28 protein-coding genes are annotated in these 23,327 nt (G+C 65.7%); 21 read left to right on the top strand and 7 right to left on the bottom strand.

The window, feature by feature from the left end; genetic code table 11:
- Positions 1 to 67 precede the first annotated feature (67 nt).
- Positions 68 to 1,876, bottom strand: coding sequence for a DUF885 domain-containing protein (locus sphantq_RS06205; protein ID WP_272799848.1), 1,809 nt, complete (start codon positions 1,874 to 1,876; stop codon positions 68 to 70).
- A 228-nt stretch (positions 1,877 to 2,104) separates the two neighbouring features.
- Here sphantq_RS06205 and sphantq_RS06200 point away from each other — a divergent pair, with 228 nt between their 5' ends.
- The 8 genes from sphantq_RS06200 (at position 2,105) to sphantq_RS06165 (ending at position 8,709) form a co-directional block, all read left to right on the top strand.
- Complete coding sequence (locus sphantq_RS06200) at positions 2,105 to 2,803, top strand: glutathione S-transferase family protein (protein ID WP_272799847.1); 699 nt, start codon at positions 2,105 to 2,107, stop codon at positions 2,801 to 2,803.
- A gap of 89 nt (positions 2,804 to 2,892) precedes the next feature.
- Positions 2,893 to 4,344, top strand: coding sequence for a 3-isopropylmalate dehydratase large subunit (gene leuC / locus sphantq_RS06195; RefSeq protein ID WP_272799846.1), 1,452 nt, complete (start codon positions 2,893 to 2,895; stop codon positions 4,342 to 4,344).
- A gap of 109 nt (positions 4,345 to 4,453) precedes the next feature.
- Positions 4,454 to 5,065 carry a 3-isopropylmalate dehydratase small subunit gene (gene leuD, locus sphantq_RS06190; protein ID WP_272799845.1) on the top strand — a complete coding sequence of 204 codons (612 nt, stop codon included), beginning with the start codon at positions 4,454 to 4,456 and terminating at the stop codon, positions 5,063 to 5,065.
- A 57-nt stretch (positions 5,066 to 5,122) separates the two neighbouring features.
- On the top strand, positions 5,123 to 5,446 hold the full coding sequence (locus sphantq_RS06185; protein WP_224548699.1) for a DUF1476 domain-containing protein: 324 nt from the start codon (positions 5,123 to 5,125) through the stop codon (positions 5,444 to 5,446).
- A gap of 11 nt (positions 5,447 to 5,457) precedes the next feature.
- A complete protein-coding gene (locus sphantq_RS06180) occupies positions 5,458 to 5,691 on the top strand; it encodes a BolA/IbaG family iron-sulfur metabolism protein (protein ID WP_066604516.1) in 234 nt (77 codons plus the stop codon).
- A 57-nt stretch (positions 5,692 to 5,748) separates the two neighbouring features.
- On the top strand, positions 5,749 to 6,078 hold the full coding sequence (grxD, locus tag sphantq_RS06175; protein WP_066604514.1) for a Grx4 family monothiol glutaredoxin: 330 nt from the start codon (positions 5,749 to 5,751) through the stop codon (positions 6,076 to 6,078).
- 556 nt (positions 6,079 to 6,634) lie between these two features.
- Positions 6,635 to 7,003, top strand: coding sequence for a BlaI/MecI/CopY family transcriptional regulator (locus sphantq_RS06170; RefSeq protein ID WP_066604508.1), 369 nt, complete (start codon positions 6,635 to 6,637; stop codon positions 7,001 to 7,003).
- Positions 7,000 to 8,709 carry a M56 family metallopeptidase gene (locus sphantq_RS06165; RefSeq protein WP_272799844.1) on the top strand — a complete coding sequence of 570 codons (1,710 nt, stop codon included), beginning with the start codon at positions 7,000 to 7,002 and terminating at the stop codon, positions 8,707 to 8,709. Before sphantq_RS06170 ends, sphantq_RS06165 begins: the two co-directional genes overlap by 4 nt.
- Before the next feature lie 15 nt (positions 8,710 to 8,724).
- Here the strand turns inward: sphantq_RS06165 and hemW are convergent, their stop codons facing one another.
- Positions 8,725 to 9,912 (bottom strand): radical SAM family heme chaperone HemW, encoded by a 1,188-nt coding sequence (hemW, locus tag sphantq_RS06160; RefSeq protein ID WP_272799843.1) that lies wholly within the window; start codon positions 9,910 to 9,912, stop codon positions 8,725 to 8,727.
- A 49-nt stretch (positions 9,913 to 9,961) separates the two neighbouring features.
- Between hemW and sphantq_RS06155 the strand changes: the two genes are divergently transcribed.
- Both sphantq_RS06155 and sphantq_RS06150 read left to right on the top strand, forming a co-directional pair.
- On the top strand, positions 9,962 to 10,618 hold the full coding sequence (locus tag sphantq_RS06155; protein WP_443021532.1) for a CAP domain-containing protein: 657 nt from the start codon (positions 9,962 to 9,964) through the stop codon (positions 10,616 to 10,618).
- Between the two features lie 65 nt (positions 10,619 to 10,683).
- The gene (locus tag sphantq_RS06150; protein ID WP_066604493.1) at positions 10,684 to 11,463 is read left to right on the top strand and encodes a hypothetical protein; all 780 of its coding nucleotides are present in this window, start codon (positions 10,684 to 10,686) and stop codon (positions 11,461 to 11,463) included.
- A gap of 17 nt (positions 11,464 to 11,480) precedes the next feature.
- On the opposite strand, the gene rdgB is transcribed toward sphantq_RS06150, so the two are convergent.
- Positions 11,481 to 12,110: an RdgB/HAM1 family non-canonical purine NTP pyrophosphatase gene (rdgB, locus tag sphantq_RS06145; protein WP_066604491.1), complete on the bottom strand. Its 630-nt coding sequence runs from the start codon at positions 12,108 to 12,110 to the stop codon at positions 11,481 to 11,483.
- A gap of 114 nt (positions 12,111 to 12,224) precedes the next feature.
- Complete coding sequence (gene rph, locus sphantq_RS06140; RefSeq protein WP_272799841.1) at positions 12,225 to 12,941, bottom strand: ribonuclease PH; 717 nt, start codon at positions 12,939 to 12,941, stop codon at positions 12,225 to 12,227.
- Between the two features lie 143 nt (positions 12,942 to 13,084).
- Here rph and sphantq_RS06135 point away from each other — a divergent pair, with 143 nt between their 5' ends.
- The 6 genes from sphantq_RS06135 (at position 13,085) to sphantq_RS06110 (ending at position 17,623) form a co-directional block, all read left to right on the top strand.
- Positions 13,085 to 13,591: a DUF6438 domain-containing protein gene (locus tag sphantq_RS06135; protein WP_272799840.1), complete on the top strand. Its 507-nt coding sequence runs from the start codon at positions 13,085 to 13,087 to the stop codon at positions 13,589 to 13,591.
- A 31-nt stretch (positions 13,592 to 13,622) separates the two neighbouring features.
- Complete coding sequence (hrcA, locus tag sphantq_RS06130; protein WP_066604482.1) at positions 13,623 to 14,666, top strand: heat-inducible transcriptional repressor HrcA; 1,044 nt, start codon at positions 13,623 to 13,625, stop codon at positions 14,664 to 14,666.
- A complete protein-coding gene (gene grpE / locus sphantq_RS06125; protein WP_066604480.1) occupies positions 14,663 to 15,217 on the top strand; it encodes a nucleotide exchange factor GrpE in 555 nt (184 codons plus the stop codon). The genes hrcA and grpE overlap by 4 nt, the downstream gene beginning before the upstream one ends.
- A gap of 104 nt (positions 15,218 to 15,321) precedes the next feature.
- Positions 15,322 to 16,563: a threonine synthase gene (locus tag sphantq_RS06120; RefSeq protein ID WP_272799839.1), complete on the top strand. Its 1,242-nt coding sequence runs from the start codon at positions 15,322 to 15,324 to the stop codon at positions 16,561 to 16,563.
- A 120-nt stretch (positions 16,564 to 16,683) separates the two neighbouring features.
- Positions 16,684 to 17,343: a PadR family transcriptional regulator gene (locus sphantq_RS06115; protein WP_272799838.1), complete on the top strand. Its 660-nt coding sequence runs from the start codon at positions 16,684 to 16,686 to the stop codon at positions 17,341 to 17,343.
- A 1-nt stretch (position 17,344) separates the two neighbouring features.
- Positions 17,345 to 17,623, top strand: coding sequence for a DUF2218 domain-containing protein (locus sphantq_RS06110; protein ID WP_129925882.1), 279 nt, complete (start codon positions 17,345 to 17,347; stop codon positions 17,621 to 17,623).
- A gap of 37 nt (positions 17,624 to 17,660) precedes the next feature.
- Here the strand turns inward: sphantq_RS06110 and sphantq_RS06105 are convergent, their stop codons facing one another.
- Together sphantq_RS06105 and sphantq_RS06100 are read right to left on the bottom strand one after the other, a co-directional pair.
- Entirely contained in the window at positions 17,661 to 18,791 is a 1,131-nt protein-coding gene (locus tag sphantq_RS06105; RefSeq protein WP_272799837.1) for a M14 family metallopeptidase, read from the bottom strand.
- Positions 18,788 to 19,393, bottom strand: coding sequence for a hypothetical protein (locus tag sphantq_RS06100; RefSeq protein WP_066604468.1), 606 nt, complete (start codon positions 19,391 to 19,393; stop codon positions 18,788 to 18,790). Before sphantq_RS06100 ends, sphantq_RS06105 begins: the two co-directional genes overlap by 4 nt.
- Positions 19,394 to 19,591: 198 nt before the next feature.
- Between sphantq_RS06100 and ykgO the strand changes: the two genes are divergently transcribed.
- Positions 19,592 to 19,717 (top strand): type B 50S ribosomal protein L36, encoded by a 126-nt coding sequence (gene ykgO, locus sphantq_RS06095; protein WP_004210176.1) that lies wholly within the window; start codon positions 19,592 to 19,594, stop codon positions 19,715 to 19,717.
- 236 nt (positions 19,718 to 19,953) lie between these two features.
- Here ykgO and pyk read toward each other — a convergent pair whose 3' ends face one another.
- On the bottom strand, positions 19,954 to 21,411 hold the full coding sequence (gene pyk / locus sphantq_RS06090) for a pyruvate kinase (protein ID WP_272799836.1): 1,458 nt from the start codon (positions 21,409 to 21,411) through the stop codon (positions 19,954 to 19,956).
- A gap of 122 nt (positions 21,412 to 21,533) precedes the next feature.
- Here pyk and sphantq_RS06085 point away from each other — a divergent pair, with 122 nt between their 5' ends.
- From sphantq_RS06085 to sphantq_RS06070, 4 genes are all read left to right on the top strand, one after another.
- Positions 21,534 to 21,833, top strand: a complete 300-nt coding sequence (locus tag sphantq_RS06085) for a DUF1244 domain-containing protein (protein ID WP_129925885.1) — start codon at positions 21,534 to 21,536, stop codon at positions 21,831 to 21,833.
- Positions 21,834 to 21,875: 42 nt separating this feature from the next.
- The gene (locus sphantq_RS06080) at positions 21,876 to 22,118 is read left to right on the top strand and encodes a DUF2312 domain-containing protein (RefSeq protein WP_006956223.1); all 243 of its coding nucleotides are present in this window, start codon (positions 21,876 to 21,878) and stop codon (positions 22,116 to 22,118) included.
- A 26-nt stretch (positions 22,119 to 22,144) separates the two neighbouring features.
- A complete protein-coding gene (locus sphantq_RS06075) occupies positions 22,145 to 22,471 on the top strand; it encodes a heavy metal-binding domain-containing protein (RefSeq protein ID WP_201785498.1) in 327 nt (108 codons plus the stop codon).
- Positions 22,472 to 22,581: 110 nt separating this feature from the next.
- The gene (locus tag sphantq_RS06070) at positions 22,582 to 23,325 is read left to right on the top strand and encodes a YebC/PmpR family DNA-binding transcriptional regulator (RefSeq protein ID WP_066604461.1); all 744 of its coding nucleotides are present in this window, start codon (positions 22,582 to 22,584) and stop codon (positions 23,323 to 23,325) included.
- The last annotated feature ends 2 nt before the right edge of the window (positions 23,326 to 23,327 follow it).

Genomic DNA, 23,327 nt, shown 5'->3' with positions numbered 1-23,327 from the left:
CCGGGTCGTTTTTTTGTGTTTTCCAAGGAATGCGTGTTCCCACTTGGCGGGAACACCTGTGTATATGTTAAGCGACCCCCATCCGCTGCCGCACCGTCTGCTTCAAGATGTCGAGCGGCATCGCGCCCAGCGTCAGCACATCATGGAAGGCCTTGAGGTCGAACCTGTCGCCCTGCGCCTTCTTCACCTCGTCGCGCAACTGCGTCCACACGGTATGGCCGATCTTGTAGCTGCACGCCTGGCCCGGCCAGACGGTATAGCGGTCGATCTCCCCCTGGCTGCGGCCGCGCGCGATGCCGGTGGTGGCGATCAGGTAATCGGTCGCCTTTTCCCGGCTCCAGCGCTTGGCGTGCATCCCGCTGTCCACCACCAGACGGGTGGCGCGGAACAGGAGCGACTGGAGATAGCCGACCTGGCCCAGCGGATCGCCTTCATACATGCCCATTTCGTCGGCCAGTTGCTCCGAATAGAGCGCCCAGCCTTCGGAATAGCCGCTATAGCCGCCGCGCCGCCGGATCATGGGAATGGCATCGGATTCCAGCGCCACCGATACTTGCAGATGATGGCCCGGCACCGCTTCATGATGGGTCAGCGTCGCCAGCCCGAATTTGGGCCGGTCGAACGTGTCGCGCAGGTTGATATAATAGATGGCCGGCCGCGATCCGTCGAGCGAGGCGTTCTGATAATAGCCGCCCGGCGCGCCCGCCTGAATCGTCACCGGCACGCGGCGGACCTCGACCGGGGCCTTGGGCACGGTGTTGAACGATTCGCCAAGACGCGCCTGCATCGCCTTGATCTGGGTGTTGAGCTGCGCCAGCAGCGCCTCGCGGCCCGGATCGGTGTTGGGGAAGAGCTGATCGGGGCGTTTGTTGAGCGCGACCAGCCGGTCGCCGACTGTGCCCTGGCTCATCCCCTGGCCTTTCAGGATCGCGTCGATCCGGCCGCTGATCTGCGCGACCTGATCCAGGCCCAGTTGGTGAATGTCATCGCCCGTCAGCTTGGTCGTGGTCGCGGCCTCAGCGGCGGCGGCGTAGAAGGCCTCGCCAGCGGGCAGACGCCAGCAGCCGGCGTCATGGCTGGCCTTGGCGCGTAGCTGCTGCACCAGCGCGCGCTGGCGATCGACGGCGGGGAAGATTTTCTCGGCGACGATCTTTTCCGCCTGGGCGGCGCGTTCGGGCGGCAGGCCGGCGGCGGCGAGCTTCTTGACGAAGCTGGCGACGAGGACCGTCTGCGCGGCGGGCTGATCGCGCAGCGCCGCCTGCATCTTCATCGTCGTGTCGAGGATATAGTCCGGCGCGAACACGCCCTTGGCCGCGTCCGTCTTTTGCCGGGCCAGTTCGCCGTCCATCGCGGCGGGGAAGGCTTCCAGACGGGCGAGATAGGCGTCGGCGTCGGCCGCGTCCTTCACCCGATGCTGCGAATCGAGGAAGTCGGGAATTTCGCGATAGCTGCCGGTCAACTGGCTGAGGATATAGGGCGCATAGCGGCCCGCCGTTTCGCCATAGCCGAAGCGTTCGCCGCCAACGGCGCGGTCGAGTTGATAGGCGACGACGTCATAGTCGAGCTGGCTGGCCTGGCTCAGCTTGGCGCGATCGACGCTGGCCAGCCGCTTCGCCTGCGCCTTGGTGCGGGCGAGGTCGCGGGCCGCGCCGGCGGCGCTGGTGTCGGACAGCTTGCCGCGCAGCGCCGCGCGCGCGCCGGTGTCGAGGCCGAGGCGCGTCGCCTGTTCGGGCGATTCGGCGAGCCGGGCGTAGAAGAAATCGTCCAGCATCGCGCGGAAACGGGTGTCGGCTCCGCCTGCCTGCGCAAAGGCGCTGGGGGTGGCGGCGGCGATGGCGGTGGCGCCGCTGGTGGCGAGGAATTGGCGTCGGTTCACGACAAAATGCTCCATGGATCAAGGGAGGGCGGCAAGGGGGCGCCGCCCGCGATGAGGCCTTGTGCCGCGATGAGAAGGGCTTGGCTAGGGTTCAACGTCATGTGATCCCGCGCAGGCGGGAGCACGGAGTTTGCATAAGCCCAGCTTGTAAGCTGCACGGATCGTTGCAGCTGTTTCGCCGCCACCCGATACGCTAAAAAGCGCGCACCTTGCACAGGGAGGAACCGCATGGCCTACACGCTCATCACAGCCAATCGTAATTACAGCAGTTGGTCGCTGCGCCCCTGGGTGCTGATGACGGCGCTGGGCATCGCGTTCGAAGACCGGATCGAGCCGTTCGCGTCCGCCACCAACTATGCGGCGTTCCGCAGTTTCTCGCCGACCGGACAGGTGCCGGCGCTGATCGACAGGGCCAATGGGGAAGAGCGCACCATCTGGGATTCGCTCGGCATCATCCTCTATCTGGCGGACCGCCATCCTGGCGTCTGGCCGGCGGACGAGGCTGCGCGCGCTTTTGCCCAATGCGCTGCGGCGGAAATGCACAGCGGCTTTTCGACCTTGCGCAACGACTGCACCATGAATGTGGGCGTGCGCGTCGAGCCGCATGTCCACTCGCCCGCGCTGGGCCGGGACATCGCCCGCCTGCGGGAATTGTGGGAGCAGGGGTTGGACCGGTTCGGTGGTCCCTTCCTCGCCGGCAGCAGCTTCACCGCAGTCGATGCCTTCTATGCGCCGGTGGCGTTCCGCGTGCGCACCTATGGGCTGGATGTCGGCCCGCAAGCACAAGCCTGGGTCGATCATATGCTGGCCCATCCCGCCATGCTCCGGTGGGAGCAAGCGGCGCTGGCGGAAAGCTGGCGTGAGGACAGCCATGAGGCGGAGATGGGCGCGGCGGGCAGGATCATCGCGGACTATCGGGCGGTGTAACATTCTTGCCCGCCTGATGGCGAAAACAGGACAAATCGGTCGTTCACCCCCTTTCCCGATTGCCCCGACGGGTCTAGGGGGTGAGGACTATGGTCAAAGCTCGCACCCTCTACGAAAAGATCTGGGACGCGCACGTCGTCGAACGGCGTCCCGATGGCACCTGCCTCATCTATATCGACCGCCACCTCGTCCATGAAGTGACGAGCCCGCAGGCGTTCGAAGGGCTACGCCTCGCCGGCCGAAAAGTGCGCCGGCCCGATCTGACGCTGGCCGTGCCGGACCATAATCTGCCCACCACGCCGCGCCGCGACGCGGATGGCAAGCGCATCCCGATCGCCGATCCCGAAAGCGCCCAGCAACTGGCCGCGCTGGAGCGCAATGCGCCGGAGTTCGGCGTGCGCCTGATCGGCGACGCCGATGCGGAACAGGGCATCGTCCACGTCATCGGGCCGGAACAGGGCTTCACCTTGCCCGGCACCACGCTGGTCTGCGGCGACAGCCATACGTCCTCGCACGGCGCGCTGGGCGCGCTGGCCTTTGGCATCGGCACGTCGGAGGTCGAGCATGTGCTGGCCACCCAGACGCTGCTGCTCAAGCAATCCAAGACGATGGCCGTCGTCGTCGATGGCGCACTGGCGCCGGGCGTCACGGCCAAGGATGTCGCGCTGGCCATTTGCGGCACGATCGGCACGGCGGGCGGCACCGGCTATGTCATGGAATATCGGGGTTCCGTGTTTCGCGACATGTCGATCGAAGGTCGCCTGACCGTCGCCAACATGTCGATCGAGGCGGGCGCGCGGTCGGGCCTGTTCGCGCCGGACGAGAAAACCTTCGCCTATATCGAGGGCCGCCCGATGGCGCCCAAGGGCGCGGATTTCGACGCGGCCGTCGCCTATTGGCGCACGCTGCATCCGGACGAGGGCGCGGTGTTCGACAAGACCGTGGTGATCGACGCCGCCGACATCGTGCCCAACGTCACCTGGGGCACCAGCCCGGAGGATGTCGTCGCCGTGACGGGCGTGGTGCCCGATCCGTCGAGCTTCGCCGATCCGTCCAAGCAGGCGGCGGCGCAGAAGTCGCTCGACTATATGGGCCTGACCGCCGGGCAGAAGATGGCTGACGTCGCCATAGAACATATCTTCATCGGCAGTTGCACCAACAGCCGGATCGAAGATCTGCGCGCTGCCGCCGCGTTACTGAAGGGCCGCCATATCGCGGCGGGCATCAAGCACGCCATGGTCGTGCCCGGTTCCGGCCTGGTCAAGCGCCAGGCGGAGGAAGAAGGGCTGGACCGCGTCTTCCTCGACGCCGGTTTCGAATGGCGCGAGCCGGGTTGTTCGGCGTGCCTGGGGATGAACCCGGACAAGGTGCCCGCGGGCGAACGCTGCGCTTCGACCAGCAACCGCAATTTCATGGGCCGCCAGGGGCCGGGATCGCGCACCCATCTGGTGTCGCCCGCCATGGCGGCGGCGGCGGCCATCACCGGGCGGCTGACCGATGTGCGCGAATTGCTGAATAACAAAGAGGGTGTGGTCGCATGAAGAAGATTTTCTGGCTGCTGACGCTGGGCGCACTGGCCAGCGCCGCCATGGCCGCGACCCTGGGCCGGGCCGAAGACACGCCGGCCGCCGAGGCGAAGAAGGTTCACTAATGGACAAGCTGACGACCGTCGACGGCCGGGCCTATCCGTTCGGGATGAAGAATGTCGATACCGACATCGTCATCCCGGCGCATTGGCTCAAGACGATTTCGCGCAATGGCCTGGGCCGGGGCGCGTTCGAAGTGCTGCGCAAGGAACCGGGCAACGTCTTTGACGATCCCGCCTATGTCGGCAGCCCGATCCTGATCGCGGGCGACAATTTTGGCTGCGGGTCCAGCCGCGAACATGCCGCCTGGGCGCTCGGCGACCTCGGCATCAAGGTGGTGATCGCGCCCAGCTTCTCCGACATTTTCTCTGGAAACGCCTTCAAAAACGGCATCTTGACCGTGGTGCTGCCGCAGGCGGCCATCGACCGGCTGATGGACGTCGCCAAAGGCGTGAACGGGACGCCTGATCCGATCCATATCGATCTGGAATCGCAGACCGTCACCACGCAATTTCAGGATCGCTTCACGTTCGAAATCGATCCCTTCCGCAAACATTGCCTGTTGGGCGGGCTGGACGAGATCGGTCTGACTCTGGACCAGTCGGATCTGATCGGCGGCTATGAGGCGAAACAGGCGCAGGATCGCCCTTGGATCGTGCCCGCGGCCGTTGCGTAACGACGCGCTTCTGCCTATCTTTCGTAATCAGACGGCATTTCAACGGGGCTTTGACGCATGACCACCTTTGACGATCGCGAACGGGCGTTCGAAAATATGTTCGCCAACGATCAGGAACTGCAGTTCCGCATCCAGGCGCGGCGCAACCGCCTGCTGGGCGAATGGGCGGCGGCGAAGATGGGCCTCACCCCGGAAGAAACCGACGCTTATGCCAAGGCGGTGGTGCAGGCCGATTTCGAGGAAGCGGGCGACGAGGACGTCATCCGCAAGCTGGTGGGCGACATGACGTCGGCCGGGATCGACATCGACGAGCCGGGCGTGCGCGCCGCGCTGGACGAGCAGGCGGTGATCGCCCGCCGCATGTTCATCGAAGCCCAGTAAGGCGACGATCCATGCCGATGGCCGCCGACGATATTGCGGACATGATCCGCACCGCGATTCCGGATGCTGAGGTCGAGATTACCGACCTGGCCGGGGATGGCGATCATTATGCGGCGAAAGTCGTGGCGGAAAGCTTTCGCGGCATGAGCCGGGTCGCGCAGCAACGCGCCGTCTATGCGGCGCTGGGCGGACGCATGGGCGGCGTGCTGCACGCCTTGCAACTGACCACCGCCGTTCCCAACTAACCTTGCGATAGATTTGCGCTCCGCGGACGGGGCGCCAGACAGGACTGGACCTTAGACATGACCGACGCCGTGCATCAGCGGATTGCCGAACTTGTGGGCGCCCATGACGTGGTGCTGTTCATGAAGGGCACGCCGCTCTTCCCGCAATGCGGCTTTTCCAGCCGCGCCATCGCAATCCTGGAGCATCTGGGCGTCGCCTATGACACGGTCGACGTCTTGCAGGACCAGGCTGTGCGGCAGGGCATCAAGGCCTTTTCCGACTGGCCGACCATCCCCCAGCTTTATGTGAAGGGCGAATTCGTCGGCGGCAGCGACATCATGATGGAAATGTACGAGGCTGGCGAATTGCAGCAGTTGATGACCGACCAGGGCGTCGCCGCCAGTTAAGCGGGGCTGGGTCTGACGGTTTGCGAAGGGCGGTCCGGGTTCGGCCGCCCTTTTTTGTTGCTTTGAGTGGCTGTCCGCCATTCCCCTTCCGCTTGCGGGAGGGGCAGCGAGACTTGCGCGCGAAGCGCGTTAGTCGCAGCGCGGTGGGCTGTTGCGACGTCCTGCCCACCCCCTAACTCCCTCCCGCCAGCGGGGGGGGGGGGGACATGTCCGATTCTGGTTGCACCCAGTCACATCGAGACCATGGTCGAGGATAAGGGAGAAGCACCACCGGGTGGGGGATGCTGGCGGAGACGGCCTGCATCCCCCGATAGGTAAACGGTGGGAACGCGACCAATGTCGCAATGACTGTGCCACAATGGTGCGTTTGCAGGAAAGCGCGGGTTCCAAAGGTTAACGCCTCGACCGCCTTCATCCGCTTTGTCAAATTTTCCGACATATCGCGCCTTTTCAACGCGAAGTGTGACGCTCCACCGCTGCGAACGCCCATTGACTACATCCGTAATCGATGCGATTACATCTGTGGTTGTTAAATATGCGAGTCGGGTGAGGCCAGGTGACTGAGAAGATCAGCGAAGCGGAACTGGTGGTGATGGAGGCGTTGTGGGAAACCGCGCCGCAGACCGCCAATGACGTGTCGGATCGGGTCGCCGCCGACCGCGACTGGAGCCTGCAAACGGTCAAGACCTTGCTGTCGCGGCTGATGGCCAAGGATATCATCGCCGCCGACCAGGATGGCCGCCGCTTTCTCTATCGCCCGATGGTGGCGCGCGACGATTATGTCGCGGGCGAATCCGGGCGGCTGGTGAACCGGCTGTTTGGCGGGCGGGTGTCGCCGCTGGTCGCCCAGTTGGCGCAACAGGATCAATTGACGGCGGACGATATCGCCGAGCTTGAGGCCATCCTGAAGGGGTTGAAATCATGAGCGTCTGGCTGGCCGAAACGCTGATCGCCACCACTTTGCTGATGGCGCTGGTCATGTTGTTACGGCGGCCGGTGGCGCGCTGGCTGGGCGCGGGGGCGGCCTATTGGCTCTGGGCGCTGCCGCTGGCGCGGATGTTGCTGCCGACGCTACCGGGCGACGTCGATCCCTCGCCGTTGCATGTCGCGGTCGATCAGGTCGGCCTGCCGGACCTGCTGACGGTCGCGCCCGCCGCATCTGTCGCCGAGTCCACGCCGTCCTTCCCCTGGATGGAGATCGGCATCGGCCTCTGGTTCGTCGGGCTGGTCGCTTTCCTGGCGGTGCAGGCCGTGGGCTATGCGCGGTTCCGCCGCCATATGCTGGATGGCGCGACGCCGATCGGGGAGGAGGGGCGCATCCGCCTCATCACCAGCCCCCATGCCTCCGGGCCGCTCGCCTTCGGGGTGTTGCGCCCCTATATCGTGCTGCCCGCCGATTTCGCGCTGCGCTATGACGCGCAGGAACAGGATATGGCGATCGCCCATGAACGGGCGCATCATGAGCGCGGCGACCTGGCCGCCAACATGATCGCGCTGCTGCTGCTGGCGGTGCATTGGTGCAATCCGGTCGCATGGATCGCCTATCGCGCCTATCGCGCCGATCAGGAAACCGCCTGCGACGCGCGCGTTCTCTCGCTCTACGGCCGCGACCAGGCCCATGCCTATGGCCGGGCCATCTTGAAGGCGGCGGGCGGACGGCAGTTCGCCGGCGCCTGCCATCTCACCCGCATCACGACGTTGAAAGGGAGGCTGAAAATGCTGTCCAACCATGATGTTTCGCTCCAGCGTATCAGTTGGGGCATGGCCGCCGTCGCCATCGTCACCGCCGCCGGCCTGGCGCTCACCGCATCGGGCAGCCGCGCCGCGCAGCAGATGGCGGCGATCACTGACAAGGTGGAAGGCGCCGACTTCGCCAAACTGTCCAACTTGGTGTCGCAGCCCGTAGCGGCGACCGTGCCGACACTGGCCGAAGGTGCGGCGATCCCTTCTGTGCCAGCCGTCCCGGCGGCCAGCGCGGCCGATGATGCATGGCCCTCGCCAGCGCCCATGGCCCCGCCCGCGCCGATCGTGCCCGCCGCCGACATGATCGCCCCGGTGCCGCCCGCGCCGCCGGCGCCCCCCGTCGTGCGCAATGAAAAGGGTCGGATGACCGTCACCCATGCCGACGGTCGTGTCGAAACGTACCGTATCCCGACGGAGGCGGACATCGCCCGGATGGTGCCGGTGGTCGATGTGCGCGAAGGTTGCGATGGCGGCAGGGACGCCACCACCCGCCGCGAAAGCGTGGACGCCAATGGCCGTCGCCATATCCGGGTGCGTATCTGCAACGCGGCGATCGAGCGGGCGGCCCAACGCTCCGCCGACATGGCCGGGATGCAAGCCGATCGCGCCGCGCGGCAGGCGGATATTGCCGAGGCCCGCGCCGAACGGGCGGCCCGCCGTTCCGAGCAGGCGGCCGATCTTCAGGCGGACCGGGCGGAGCGGCAGGCCGACATCGCCGAAGTCCGCGCCGAACGCGCCGCGCGTTCCGACCATGTTGCGGCGCTGAATGGCCTGCGCACCGCGCGGGGCCAGATCGCCCGCAACACGTCCATGCCTGCCTATGCCCGCGCGCAGGCGCTGCGTGAAATCGACCAGTCGATCGCGGAACTGCGTAACGACCAGCCCTGATATTACCGAGCGGCCCTAGACCGCCACCACTTCGGGCAGGATGGCGTCGAGCAGCAACATGCCGGCCGGGGCCACCTGCAACCGGCTGCCGGTCAGGCGGATGAGGGCGAGGTCGGCGAGTTGGTCGATCGCTCGTTCGTCGACCAGCCGGTCGGCCTTGATCCCCGACGCGGCGGCGATGCGGGCCAGATCGACGCCTTCGCCCAGCCGCAATCCCATCAGCAGCGCCTCGCGCGCCCGGTCCTCGCCCGACAGCGGCTCTTCGCTCTGGAGGCCGTGACCGTTGCGGCCGACCGCGCCCATCCAGTTTTCGGGCTTCTTGTGGCGCATCGTCGCCATGCCGCCGCGGCGGCCATGCGCGCCCGGCCCGATTCCGGCATAGTCGCCATAGCGCCAATAGGTCAGGTTATGGCGGCTTTCCTGGCCCGGTCGGGCGTGATTGCTGATCTCATAGGCCGGGATGCCGGCCGCGCCGGTCATCGCCTGCGTCAGTTCATACAGGGTCGCGCCATGGTCCGGGTCGGCGGGCGTCAGCTTGCCCTGCGCGACCAGCGTGGCGAAGCGCGTGCCGGGTTCGATCGTCAGTTGATAGAGCGAGAGATGGCCAGTGCCGAAGGACAAGGCGCGGGCCAGTTCGGCCTGCCAGTCCGCCTCGCTCTGGCCGGGGCGGGCATAGATGATGTCGAAGCTCACCCGGTCGAACACGGCCTGCGCGGTGTCGAGCGCAGCCAGTCCCTCCGTCACGTCATGGGCGCGGCCGAGGAAATGCAACGCCTCATTGTCGAGCGCCTGCAGGCCAAGCGAGGTGCGGTTGACCCCGGCGGCGGCCAGATCGGCGAAACGCGCCGCCTCGACCGAATTGGGATTGGCCTCCAGCGTGATTTCTATGTCGGGGGTGAAGCCCCAATGGTCCTGCGCCGCGTCGATCAGCGTTTCGACCAAAGCAGGGGGCATCAGCGAGGGCGTGCCGCCGCCGAAGAAGATGGAGGAAAGCCGCCGCCCCGCGGTCAGCGCCGTCTCATGCGCCATGTCGGCCAAAAGCGCAGCGCGCCACGCATCGATGTCCACGCCATCGCGGACATGACTGTTAAAATCGCAATAGGGACATTTGGATACGCAAAATGGCCAGTGGATATATAAGGCTTGGGCGTCTGCCGGCACGCAAGCAGGGGCCGGCGGATTTTGGGGGGAATGAGACGACATGGCTGGGGGCAGCCCTAAAGCGTTTTTGCGCGCTTCGCTATGGGCAGCGATGCTGCCGGTTCTTCTGGCGACGGCGAGCGGCGCGCAGGCGGCGAGCGATAGCGACGGGCGCGCGCCCAAGGCGGGCGCCGCGATCGCGGTGATGTCAGCCGCCTATTATGGCATGGCGGAGGCCGCGCGGAGCGATAGGCTGCTGCGCGCGGCGATGCTGGACGCGCATAATGGCGAGCGGGCCTCGTTGGGTCTGCCGCTGCTGGACTGGGACCAGGCGCTGGCGACCGATGCGGCGCGTTACGCCGGGGAGATGGCGCGCAGCGGCGTTTTCCGCCATTCGCCGCGGGCCGGCCGAGCCATCCCGAGCGGCGAAAATCTGTGGATGGGGCCGCGCCGTCTCTACGATTATCAGGTCATGGTGGGATCGTTTCTGGAAGAGAAGCGCTTCACGCGAATTGCAGGCAAGTTGCCCGACCTCAGCAGCACCGGGCGCTGGCAGGATGTCGGCCATTATACCCAGATGATCTGGCGCGGCACGCGGAAGGTCGGCTGCGCGTTGGGCGAAGGGACCAATGCCGATTATCTGGTGTGCCGCTATTTCCCGGCCGGCAATGCGTTCGGGCGCGGGCCGATGGATGCGGACGATGAACCCGCTCCGCCGACGGCAGGCACGCCGGGCGCGCAGACCCAGGTGGCGAGCGCAGCGCCATAGGCGGCTATGGATATTTCTCCCGGGGGCGCGCATTGGACAGGGCATGTCGCCAAAAGGAGAAGAGGATGCGCATCGCTCTGCTGTCATGGACCCTGTCGGGTTGTGCGCTGATCGGGCTGGCCGGGTGTGGCGCGCCGACGCCGCCCAAGGCGGAGGGCGGGTCCGACAACGCCGCTATCTCCGCCCCCGCCGTGACCAGGGTTGCGCCGGACAATGGGGCGCAGACGCCCATTCCCGATGCGGCGTCGGCGGCTGACGCAGCGGCGCCCGCTGCGCCGCTATCCTGCGCGGCGGATATCGGGTCGGCCGCGGCGGCCAAGCGAGTCGCCATCTGCCGCAACGTGTCGCCCGCCACCCACCCGCCCTGCAATGCCGCCAATAGCTGTGCCATGATCGAGGATGAGATTGCGCGCAGCTGCGCCCTGTTCGACGGTCAGGGCGACCCGATGCCGGAATGCGATCCCGCGCCCAAGAGCATGGCGGCGGCCGTGGCGGTCGTGCAGCGTTATTATTCCGCGCTCAACGCCCGCGACTATGGCGTGGCCTGGGCGCAATGGGGCGAAAATGGCCCGCCCAACCAGACGCTGGACAAGTTTCAGGCGGGGTTCGCTGGCACCCGATCGACGCGGGTGACGATCGGCCAGCTGGAGCCGGGCGATGGCGGCGCGGGATCAATCTACCAGACGGTGCCGGTGACGGTCGATTCGCAATTGCAGGACGGCACCCGCCAGCGTTTCGTCGGCGACTATGTCGTGCGGCGGGTTAATGATGTGGACGGCGCGTCGCCTGCCCAATTGCGCTGGCATATCGGGCAGGCGAAGCTGAAGGCGGCGCCGACGCGATGAAATGGCGCCACTCTTGATCAGAAAACCGCGGCCACCAGTTTTTCGAAGGCCTTGGCGCGGTGGCTCATGGCGTGCTTGGCGTCCGGGTCCATCTCGCCGAAGCTGACGTCATGACCGTGCGGCATGAACATGGGGTCATAACCGAAGCCCTTGTCGCCACGCGGCGGCCAGACCAGCGCGCCGTCGATCCGCCCCTCGAACGCTTCGACATGACCATCGGGCCAGGCGAGGGCAAGGGCGCAGACGAAATGGGCGTCATGGCCGGCGTCCGGGCCCTTGGCCTCGATCCCGTCCCACACCTTGCGCATGGCGAGGTCAAAATCCTTGGTCGGGCCAGCCCAGCGCGCGGAAAAGAGGCCGGGGTCGCCGCCCAGCGCCTCGACGCACAAGCCGCTGTCGTCAGCCAGCGCGGGCAGGCCCGATAGGTCGGCCGCCTGCATCGCCTTCAATTCCGCATTGGCGATGAAGGTGGTGCCCGTTTCCTCCGGTTCGGGCAGGTCCAGGCTCGCGGCCGAAATCGGTTCAATCCCGAACGGGCCAAGCAATGCTGCGATTTCGCGCACCTTGCCAGGATTGTGGCTGGCGATCACCAGCTTGCCGGGGGCGAGCTTGCGGATCGCCTGTTCCTGTCCGAATTGGTCGGTCATAAATTTCCCATTCGTTCCGTTCGCTTCGAGCCTGGTCGAGAAGCGGATAGCGCATCCATAGCGTTTAGCTTCGCTGAACTCGACTTCGCTCGAAACGAACGGAGGCAGATGTTGTTACCGTCCCGTCGCTACGTCCTGCGCGGCGAAAATCTTCGCGCAGCCGATGCGGGCGAGGCGGAGCAGGCGGAGCAGCTCTTCCTCGTCATACGCGGCGCCTTCGGCCGTCGCCTGCACTTCGGCGAACTTGCCGTCGCCGGTCAGGATCAGGTTGGCGTCCGTTTCGGCATTGCTGTCCTCGGCATAGTCGAGGTCGAGCACCGGCGTGCCTTCGAAAATGCCGCAGCTGATCGCCGCGACCTTCTGGATGATCGGGTCTTCCTTGAGCGCGCCCGACGCCAGCAGCTTGTCGACCGCGATTCGCAGCGCGACCCAGCTGCCCGAAATGGCCGCCGTGCGCGTGCCACCATCGGCCTGAATCACGTCGCAATCGACCACGATCTGGCGCTCGCCCAGCGTCTTGAGGTCCACGACCGTGCGCAGCGACCGGCCGATCAGGCGCTGGATTTCCTGCGTGCGGCCCGATTGCTTGCCCTTGGCCGCTTCACGGCTGCCGCGGGTATGGGTGGCGCGGGGCAACATGCCATATTCGGCCGTGACCCAGCCCGACCCCTTGCCGCGCAGGAAAGGCGGCACCTTCTCCTCGACCGATGCGGTGCACAGCACGCGAGTATCGCCGAAGCTGATGAGGCAGCTTCCCTCGGCATGGATGGTGAAGCCAGGCTCCATGGTGATGTCGCGCATCTGGTCGGGCGCGCGGCCGGAAGGACGCATAATTTCTACTCCGAAGCGTTCAGATGGCGGCCATCCCTGACGGATGCCGCCAATGCGCCCAAAAGCGCACTTAACAGGCCGCTTAGCGCCCGACGACGCTTCTTGCCAGTGTCACGGCGACAATTAGGCGATAAGGAGGGGGCATGGGACGCATATCGACACTCACTGCCATGCTGCTGCTGGCTGGTTGCACGGCCGCCGAACCGGGGCTGGAACCGCCCAAGGCGCCGGGCGACATCATCCGCTTCACCGCCGGGCGCTGCTTTGGCGCTTGCCCGGCCTATACGGTGCAGGTGTCGCCAGACGGGTCGGGCCTGCTGGAGCCGGAACGCTTCACATCCGTTCCCGGTCCGACGCGCTTTACCCTCACGGCGGCGCAATATCGCCGGCTCGTGACGACGCTGGCGCCGCATCGCCCGGCGGCGGGCACGGTGCGGAAGATCGCCCATGGCCAGAATTGCGATCGGTTCGCCACCGACATGCCCGGCTATGTCGTGGAATGGACCCGGCCGGGGCAGGACGCGACGCGGCTGGAATTCCAGTCGGGTTGCATGGATGCGCGCTACGGCCGATTGCGGGTCGCGCTGGCGGCGGTGCCGAAGATATTGGATGTCCAGCCCATGCTCAATCCCAAGGCGGTCACGCCTTGAGCCGGCGCCCCGGCCTGCCTAGATAAGGCGCATGTCGATAACCCCCATCTCCGAATTGAACGATCGCGCGCGCGATGTCTTTCGCGTGGTGGTGGAAAGCTATCTGGGCACCGGCCTGCCGGTCGGATCGCGCACCATCAGCAAGATCGCATCGCTCAGCCTGTCGCCGGCGTCGATTCGCAACGTCATGCAGGACCTGGAGGAACTGGGCCTGCTCGCCGCGCCACATACGTCGGCCGGGCGGATGCCGACCGAGACAGGGCTGCGCCTGTTTGTGGATGGGATGATGCAGGCGGCCGCGCCATCGGCGGAAGAACGGCGCGCGATCGAGGCCGGGCTGGTCGAAAGCGGCCCGATCGAGGAAGCGCTGTCCGCCGCCACCGCGGCGCTGTCGGGCCTGTCGGCCTGCGCCGGCATCGTCATGGTGCCACGGCGCGAGCCGGTGCTGCGGCAATTTGGCTTCGTACCCTTGAATGATCGTCAGGCGCTGGCGGTGCTGGTGGGGCAGGACGGATCGGTGGAAAATCGCGTGCTGGATTTGCCGCCCGGCGTCACCCCGTCGATGCTGAACGAAGCGGCGAATTTCATGTCGGCGCGCTTTGCCGGTATGACGTTGCGTCAGGCGGGCGACCAGTTGAGCCGCGAGATGGAGACGGAGCGCAGCTTGCTCGATGGCGCGGCGCGCGAACTGGTGGAACGGGGCATCGCCATCTGGTCGCACGATGCCGACGACCGGCCGGTGCTGATCGTGCGCGGGCAGGCGCATCTGATCGATGACGGCACCGCCGCGGACCTGGAACGGGTGCGGCAATTGCTGGAGCAGCTGGAAGGCAAGCAGGAGATTTCCCGCCTGCTGGAAAGCGCGCTGGCCGGCAGCGCGACCAAAATCTTCATCGGGTCGGAAAACAAGCTCTTTTCCCTGTCGGGTTCTTCGGTCATAGCCGCGCCCTACCGTGGCGCGGACGGCCGGGTCGTCGGCGTGGTCGGCGTGATCGGCCCCACGCGCTTGAACTATGCGCGGGTGATCCCCATGGTGGACTTCACAGCACAGACGCTATCGAGATTGATGAGATGAGCGAACAAAAAGACACTATCGAAAACACCGAAGTCGTGGACGCGCTGCCGGAAGACGCCGCGCCCGCGGGCGATGCCGCCGCCGAGAAGATCGCCGCGCTGGAGGCGGAACTGGCCACCGCCAAGCAGGATATTCTCTACGCCCATGCCGATACGCAGAATGTGCGCCGCCGGCTGGAAAAGGAACTGGCCGATACGCGCGCCTATGCGGCGACCGCTTTCGCCCGCGACATATTGTCGGTCGCCGACAATCTGAGCCGCGCGCTGGCCGCCATTCCCGCCGACCTGCGCGAGGATGAGAAGTTCAAGGGGCTGGTCGTGGGCCTGGAAGCCACCGGCCGCGAACTGGACAGCGTGTTCGGCCGCAACGGCATCACGAAGATCGAATCGGTCGGCCAGCCGCTCGATCCCAACAAGCATCAGGCGATGATGGAAGTCCCGTCGGCCGACGCCGCGCCGGGCACGATCCTGATCGAGATGCAGGCCGGCTATATGATAAAGGACCGCCTGCTGCGGCCCGCCATGGTCAGCGTGGCGAAGACGCCGGAATAATCACACCGGGTTGTTTATCCCGTTCGCCCTGAGCCTGTCGAAGGGCCCCACTTTCTGAAGAGAAGGGCGGGGCTTCGACAGGCTCAGCCCGAACGGAGATTATTGTGTTGCACAACTTCAACCTGACCACCGATCGTCCCACTTTCGTCACCCATTTGGAATGTTCGCTGACCGGCGAGCGTTATGCGGCGGATGAACTGCATGGGTTGTCGGCGGCGGGGAAGCCGTTGCTGGTGCGCTATGACCTTGACGGCGTGCGGGCGACACTGACCAAGGAAGCGCTTGCTGCGCGGCCGATGGACCTGTGGCGCTGGCGCGAATTGCTGCCGGTGCGGCAGACTTCCAATATCGTCAGCCTGGGCGAAAATGCGACGCCGCTGATCCCGCTGCCGCGCACCGCAGCCCGGCTGGGCGGGGCACATCTGCTGGCCAAGGATGAGGGGCGCTTGCCCACCGCCTCCTTCAAGGCGCGCGGCCTGGTCATGGCGGTGTCCATGGCCAAGGAACTGGGCGTGACCCAGGTGGCGATGCCGACCAACGGCAATGCCGGCGCGGCGCTGGCCGCTTATGCCGCCGTAGCGGGGATGGAGGCGATCATCTTTTGCCCCGACGACACGCCGGAGATCAACGTGCGCGAAATCGCGGCGCAGGGCGCGCGCGTCTATCGCGTCAACGGCCTGATCGACGATTGCGGGGCGATCGTGGGGCAGGGGGCGAAGGCGCGCGGCTGGTTCGATTTCTCGACGCTCAAGGAGCCCTACCGGATCGAGGGCAAGAAGACGATGGGGCTGGAACTGGCCGAACAGTTGGACTGGGAACTGCCCGACGCGATCTTCTACCCCACTGGCGGCGGCACCGGCCTGATCGGCATGTGGAAGGCGTTCGACGAGCTGGAGAAGATCGGCTTCATCGGTTCCAAACGTCCCAAGATGTTCGCGGTGCAGGCCGAGGGCTGCGCGCCGATGGTGCGCGCGTTCGAACAGGGCGTGGAGTTCGCCGAGCGCTGGGAGGATGCCCACACCGTCGCCATGGGTATCCGCGTGCCGCGCGCGGTGGGCGACTTCCTGATCCTGCGCGCGGTGCGGGACAGCGGCGGCGCGGCGCTGGCCGTGCCCGATGCGGCGATCATGGCGGCGGTGCGCGACGTGGCGCGCGACGACGGGTTGCTGCTCTGCCCGGAGGGCGGTGCGACGCTGGCTGCCTATCAACGGGCGCTGGACGAGGAGCTAATCGGACGGGACGAGCGGGTGGTATTGTTCAATTGCGCCAGCGGTCTGAAATATCCGTTGGAAGACCAAAGCCGCACGCTGGATCGCCACGCACCGATCGATTTCGCCGCGCTCTAGGCCAACATGCGGGCGTCTCAACGCCGCGACCACAAAATACAATTAAGATCTATCGTAACTCTTGACGGCGAACATTTGTAAGATATATCGCAATGCATCATGACATATATGAAAGACCCAATGATGCATTTTCCTCACTCTCATCGCGGCCGCCATGGCGGTCATCACCCCGGCGCTGGCCGATTCGGTTCACCTGACGGCTTTGGTCGTGGCGGCGGGCGGGGCGGCCCGTTCGGCGGCGATCCCTTTGGCGAAGACGGTTTGCGCGGCGGCGGCCGCGGCGGTGGCGGCGGTGGCGGCGGTGGTCGCCGACGGCTGTTCGACAATGAAACGCTGCGCCTGATCCTGCTGAAGCTGATCGCCGACGAGCCGCGCCATGGCTATGAACTGATCCGCGCGATCGAGGCGCTGTCGGGCGAAGCCTATGCGCCCAGCCCCGGCGTCGTCTATCCTACGCTGACTATGTTGGCGGAAATGGATCTGATCGTCGAGGAACCGCCCTTGGGATCAGGCTCAGGCAGCCGCAAACGCTTCGCCATCACCGATGCCGGGAAGGTCCAGATCGAGGAGCGCAAGGCCGCGCTCGACCTGGCGCTGGCCCGGCTGGCCGCGCTGGCGCAGAAGGCGGAGCGGGTCGATGGCGCGCCGGTGCGCCGCGCGCTGCACAATCTGCGCATCGCCATCCAGCATCGCCTTGAAAAGGAAGGCGCCGATAACCAGACCATGTTCGATGTCGCGTCGTTGATCGACGAGGCTGCGAGCAAGATCGAAAGACTCTGACATGACCGTGACCGCAAACGTGCCGACCACGAACGCCAGCCGCTATCTCCAGCAGCTGTGCAAGCATTGGAGCCACAAGTTCGAGACCGATTTCAGCCCCGAACAGGGGGTCATCGCCTTCCCGATGGGGCCGATCCGCATGGCGGCGCAGCCAGAGGCGCTGGTGGTGATGCTGGAGCCGAACGCAGACGCCGATGTGGAGAAGTTCAAGCAGGTGGTCGCCGACCATCTCGACCGCTTCGCCTTCCGCGAAGCGCCGCTGCCGTTCGATTGGCGTTAGGTTGCATGTTCCCGCTTTCGCGGGAACATGTCGATCCTCAAATATCCTCGATCATCTCCGCCAGCACCGCCAGGCAATCCTTGGCGAGCTGGATCGACCGCGCCGGAGACCAGCCGAAATCGGCGTCCGGCAGGTCGTCATTATCCTTGAACGGCATCTCCAGCGTCATCGCCACCGCGCCGAAGCGTTCGGCCAGCTGGTTGGTGGACATGGACAGGTTCGCCTTGCCCGCGCCCGCCACCGGATAGCCCAGCCGCGTCTGGAAATCCGGGGTGCGCGTGGCCAGCGTGTCGCGATAGCGATGATAGAGCGCGACCTGCCGATCGGTGATCGACGGGATACCCTCAAATCCTGCGATGAATACGGCGGGAATCGCTTCGTCGCCATGCACGTCCATGGCGAAATCGACGCCGGTGTCGTCCATCGCATTGCGCGCCATCAGCACTTCGGGGCTACGCTCGGCCGTCGGCTCATGCCATTCGCGGTTGAGGTTCACGCCGACCGCATTGGTGCGCAGATGGCCGCGGCGGCTGCCGTCCGGGTTCATGTTGGGGATGATGTGGATTGTCGCCTTCTGCCGCAGCAGGCGGGCGACCGCATCCTCCTCGTCGCACAGCCGCTCCAGCGCGCCTTCCATCCACCACTCCGCCATCGTTTCGCCGGGATGTTGGCGCGCATAGAGCCAGACCTGTTTCGGCCCGTCGCCGATCGTCAGCATGTCGAGCGGCTGGCCGTCCAGGGTCAGCCCCAGTTCGCGATGGTCGACGCCCGGCTGGGTCGCGGCCCAGGCGATCAGGTCGTGATGGCGCTCCATCGAATAGGGCGCGAAATAGGCGATCCATAGCGCATTGCTGTCCGGCTCCAGCCGGATCGTCAGTATGCCATCGGCATAGCTGGTGTCGGCCTGGACCCAATTGTCCCGATCTTCGCTCATTCGCGCGCTATAGCCGGCCCATCCGTCGGGATAGGCCGATCCGCCCGCGTTGACGATTCGCACTTCCACCGCGCGGCCCGCCGCGTTGGACAGCCGGAAATGGAACCATTGGTAAAAGTCGCTCTGATGATCCGTCACGATCTCCAGATCGGCGCGGACGCCGGCCGGGGTGTGGGTGATGGAGAGGACGCGAATATTGCCGCTGTCAAAGCCGCTGGAAATGTTGATGGTCATTTGACCGTTATAGTGCGCCCCGATTCACCCGGATAGCCCCCGATCAGGGCCGCGGCGAGTTTCTGTGCGGCGATCCCCGGCTGCGCGGCCGGCGTACCCTGCCGTCCTTGCGTCGACGCGCGGCCTTCCCAGATGGCGGTCGAATCGGCCCGGCGGCGCAACTGCACATGGAGTTCGGTCGTCACGATATCCTTGGGCTTGCCCGACAGGTTGATGCCGACGCCCAGGCCAAGCCCGCCGAAGGTGCCGCCGCCGCCGCCGATGCCGCCGCCCACGCCTACGCTGACCGGCTTGTCGCTGCTGCGATCGACGCCGGACGGGCGGAAGGCGCGACGAAAGCTGACCGATGCGACATAGTCGCTTGGGCCGCCGGCCGGCGCCGGCGTGAAGCCGACACGCTGGAATTCCTGCGATACCGCAGCAGCATAAGTGCGAAATTCCAGACTGATGTCCGGGTTGCCGGGCATTTCCTCCACCGCGATCGTGCCGGCGCGGGCGGGATTGTCGACATGGAAGCGGGTCACTTCCACCGGCGGAACGGCGGTCGCGCAGGCAGAAAGCGGCAGGGCAAGGCAAGCGGCGAGAATCAGGCGCTTCGACATGGGTAAACTCCAACGGGCATATGCCGTAGTAACGGCGCGGAGAGCATAATCCCCTCCAACGCGTGAAGCCACGACCTTGCTGCACGGGGGATGAACAGCGGGAAAAGAGCGCCTGCCGCCCTTGACTTTGGCCGGCCCGACCCATAGGGGCTGCGCTTCGAAATTCGACCACACCAGATTCATCAAGGGCCGTCTGCCATGAAGATCCGCAACTCGCTCAAGTCGCTCAAGGGCCGCCACCGGGACAACCGCGTGATCCGTCGTCGCGGCCGCACCTATGTTATCAACAAGACCAACCGCCGCTTCAAGGCCCGCCAGGGCTAATAGGCAGGCGCTTGTCGCCCCCCTTCGGGGCGGTGGGTCTTCATGCAATGTGGCAGGCGCCCGGTCGATGATCGGGCGCCTTTCCGCGTTGGCATGGGGTGGGTGATTCGCCCGAATCGGACTCCTGTTACCCATCGCCGTTCGTTTCGAGCGAAGTCGAGACACGCAGGGATAGCGTTACCCGCTTCCCGACTTCGTTCGAAGCGAACGGAGGGTGTTGTCGGGGCGCGCTGCGCTCAACCCTCGTCGCGGCCCTTCAACTCGTCACCGCGAATCGCCGTGACGTGGAGCACATTGGTCGATCCCGGCGTGCCGAACGGGACGCCGGCCAGCACCACGATCTTGCCGCCCTTTTCGGTCATGCCATGGCGCAGCGCCATGCGCCGCGCCTTGCCGATCATTTCCTCGAACGTGCCGATATCCTTGGTGCGGATGGCGTGGACGCCCCAGGTCAGGCCCAGCTTGCGCGCAGTGTCGGTGCGCGGCGTCAGCGCCAGGATCGGCGCATCGGGCCGTTCGCGCGCCACGCGGCGCACAGTGCTGCCCGATGAAGTGAAGCAGGTGATGGCGCTGGCCCCCACGACCGCGACGATGTTCCCCGCCGCTTCGGCCAGCGCGTCGGCGGTGGTCGGATCGGGCTTCGTCTCGGTATAATGGAGCCGGCCGAAATAGCCCGGATCGCGCTCGACGCTGTGGGCGATGCTGTCCATCATCGTCACCGCCTCCACCGGCCAGTCGCCCGCCGCCGTCTCCGCCGACAGCATGATCGCATCCGCCCCGTCATAGACCGCGGTCGCCACGTCCGACACTTCGGCGCGGGTGGGGGAGGGGGACTTGATCATCGATTCGAGCATCTGGGTCGCAACCACCACAGGCCGCCCCATGCGCCGCGCGGTGGCGACGATCTGCTTCTGCAGCGGCGGCACCGACTGGGGCGGCAGTTCGACGCCCAGGTCGCCGCGCGCCACCATCACGCCGTCGGCCAGTTCGATGATCTCCTCCAGTCGCTGCACGGCCGACGGCTTCTCGATCTTCGCCATCAGCGCGCCATAGCCGCCCATCAACTTGCGCGCTTCGGCCAGATCTTCGGGCCGCTGGACGAAGCTGAGCGCGATCCAGTCGCAGCCTTGGCTCATGGCGAAGCTCAGGTCGCGCCGATCTTTGTCGGTCAGCGCCGGCACCGGCACGACCACGTCGGGCACGTTCACGCCCTTGCGGTTGGACAGGGCGCCGCCGACTTCGACGATCGTGTCGATCCGGTCTTGCCCAATCGCCTTCACCCGCAGCACCAGCTTGCCATCGTCCAGCAGCAGCCGGGTTTCGGGCACCAGAGCGGCGTAGATTTCGGGATGGGGCAGGTTGACGCGGCGGGCATTGCCGGGCGTTTCGTCCCGGTCGAGGGTGAAGGCGGCGCCCGTCTCCAATATGGCCAGCCCCTTTTCGAAGGCGCCGACGCGCAGCTTTGGTCCCTGCAGGTCGCCCAGGATCGTCGTTGGCCGCTGAAATTCCTTTTCCAGCGCGCGGATGATGGCGATGCGCGCGGCATGATCCTCATGCGCGCCATGGCTCATATTGATGCGGAAGGCGTCAGCCCCGGCGATGAACAGCGCCCGGATCATTTCGGACGTATCGCTCGCAGGACCAAGGGTCGCCAGGATGCGAACCTTGCGCGAGCGGGGCGGTAACTTCGTCATGGTTTCTCCTGACCGTCATGATCGTCCCCGGCTTGGCCTTGTAGGCCTTGCCAGTGCGTCGTTATGGGTTATCCGTGCTGCACGACAGGATGATGTAGATCAGCGAAAGGTTCCTCACGCCGATGACCGACACCATAGTCACAGATGCCGTGGCCGCAACCGCCTTCCGCCGCCTGGTCGCGCATTTGCAGCACCGCACCGACGTCCAGAATATCGATCTGATGGGGCTGGCGGGCTTCTGCCGCAATTGCCTGGCCGACTGGATCGCGGAGGCGGACGGCGATCTGACGCGCGATCAGGCGCGCGAGATCATTCACGGGATGCCATTTGCGGAATGGAAGGACCGGCATCAGGGCGAGGCGACGCCTGAGCAGATCGTGCGGATGAAAGAGAGTGTGGCGAAGAACGCCGACAATCACTAGGACGCCCTCCAACCGATTCACATCTACCGGAGATACTCCCCCATGACAGAACCCAATGTCGCCGCCGACCAACTCCGCCTTCTGATCGAGCGCATCGAGCGCCTGGAAGAGGAAAAGAAGGGCATCGGCGACGATATCAAGGATGTCTATCTGGAAGCCAAGGCGACCGGTTACGACCCCAAAATCATGCGCCAGATCGTCCGTCTGCGTAAGATGCAGCCGCATGACCGGCAGGAGATGGAAGCGATCCTCCAGACCTATCTGTCCGCGCTGGGCATGGAATAAGTTTTTATCATCAAGGAGAAACGCCCATGTCCGAGATCATCGTCAGCACCACCAGCCGTCTGGAAGGGCGGCCGGCGAAGGACTATCTCGGCATCGTCACCGGCGAGGTGATCGTGGGCGCGAACCTGTTTCGCGACCTGTTCGCCAGCGTCCGCGATATCGTGGGCGGGCGATCGGGCGCTTATGAGGATGTGCTGCAACGCGCCCGCGATCAGGCGCTGGGCGAAATGCGCACGCGCGCGGCGACGCTGGGCGCCAATGCCGTGGTCGGCGTCGATCTGGACTATGAAGTCATCGGCTCCAACGGGTCGATGCTGATGGTGTCGGCATCGGGCACCGCGATCCTCTACTGATCCCTCGCCCATCCGGCAGAGACTGAAGGATGCGCTGGCGGTTGCCCTTTGGGCGGCCGTTGGTGTAAGGGCGCCCATCACAGTCAACCGGCAGATAAGAATTCAGGACCATGGCAGGCCATTCCAAATTCAAGAACATCATGCATCGCAAGGGCGCGCAGGACAAGAAGCGCTCGTCGATGTTCTCCAAGCTCAGCCGCGAAATCACCGTCGCGGCCAAGATGGGCATGCCCGACCCGGACATGAACCCGCGCCTGCGCCTGGCGGTCAACGCCGCCAAGGCCCAGTCGATGCCCAAGGACAATATCCAGCGCGCCATTGACAAGGCGAACGCGGCGGGCGGCGAGAATTACGAGGAAGTGCGTTACGAGGGCTATGGCCCGGCCGGTATCGCCATCATCGTCGAGGCGCTGACCGACAATCGCAACCGCACCGCGACCAATGTCCGCACGGCCTTTTCCAAGAATGGCGGCAATCTGGGCGCGTCGGGCGCGGTCAGCCATGGCTTCGACCGTGTCGGCCTCATCAGCTACCCGGCAAGCGCGGGGGACGCCGACGCGATTTTCGAAGCGGCGCTTGAAGCGGGCGCGGAGGATGTGTCGTCCAACGAGGACGAGCATGAAATCTGGACCGCGATGGACGCGCTCCACGAAGTCGCCAAGGCGCTGGAAGCCAAGCTGGGCGCGGCCGACAGCGCCAAGCTCGCCTGGAAGCCGCAGATCACCGTCGATGTCGATGAGGCCAATGCGGCCACGCTGATGAAGCTGGTCGACACGCTGGAGGATGACGACGACGTCCAGACCGTCTGGGGCAATTATGAAGTGTCCGACGACGTGATGGAGAAGCTGGGCTAAGA

The organism is Sphingobium sp. AntQ-1 (assembly GCF_028538045.1).
Classification (GTDB): domain Bacteria; phylum Pseudomonadota; class Alphaproteobacteria; order Sphingomonadales; family Sphingomonadaceae; genus Sphingobium; species Sphingobium cupriresistens.
The sequence above is the reverse complement of the archived record's forward strand: the minus strand, read 5'-3'. Positions and strand labels throughout refer to the sequence as shown.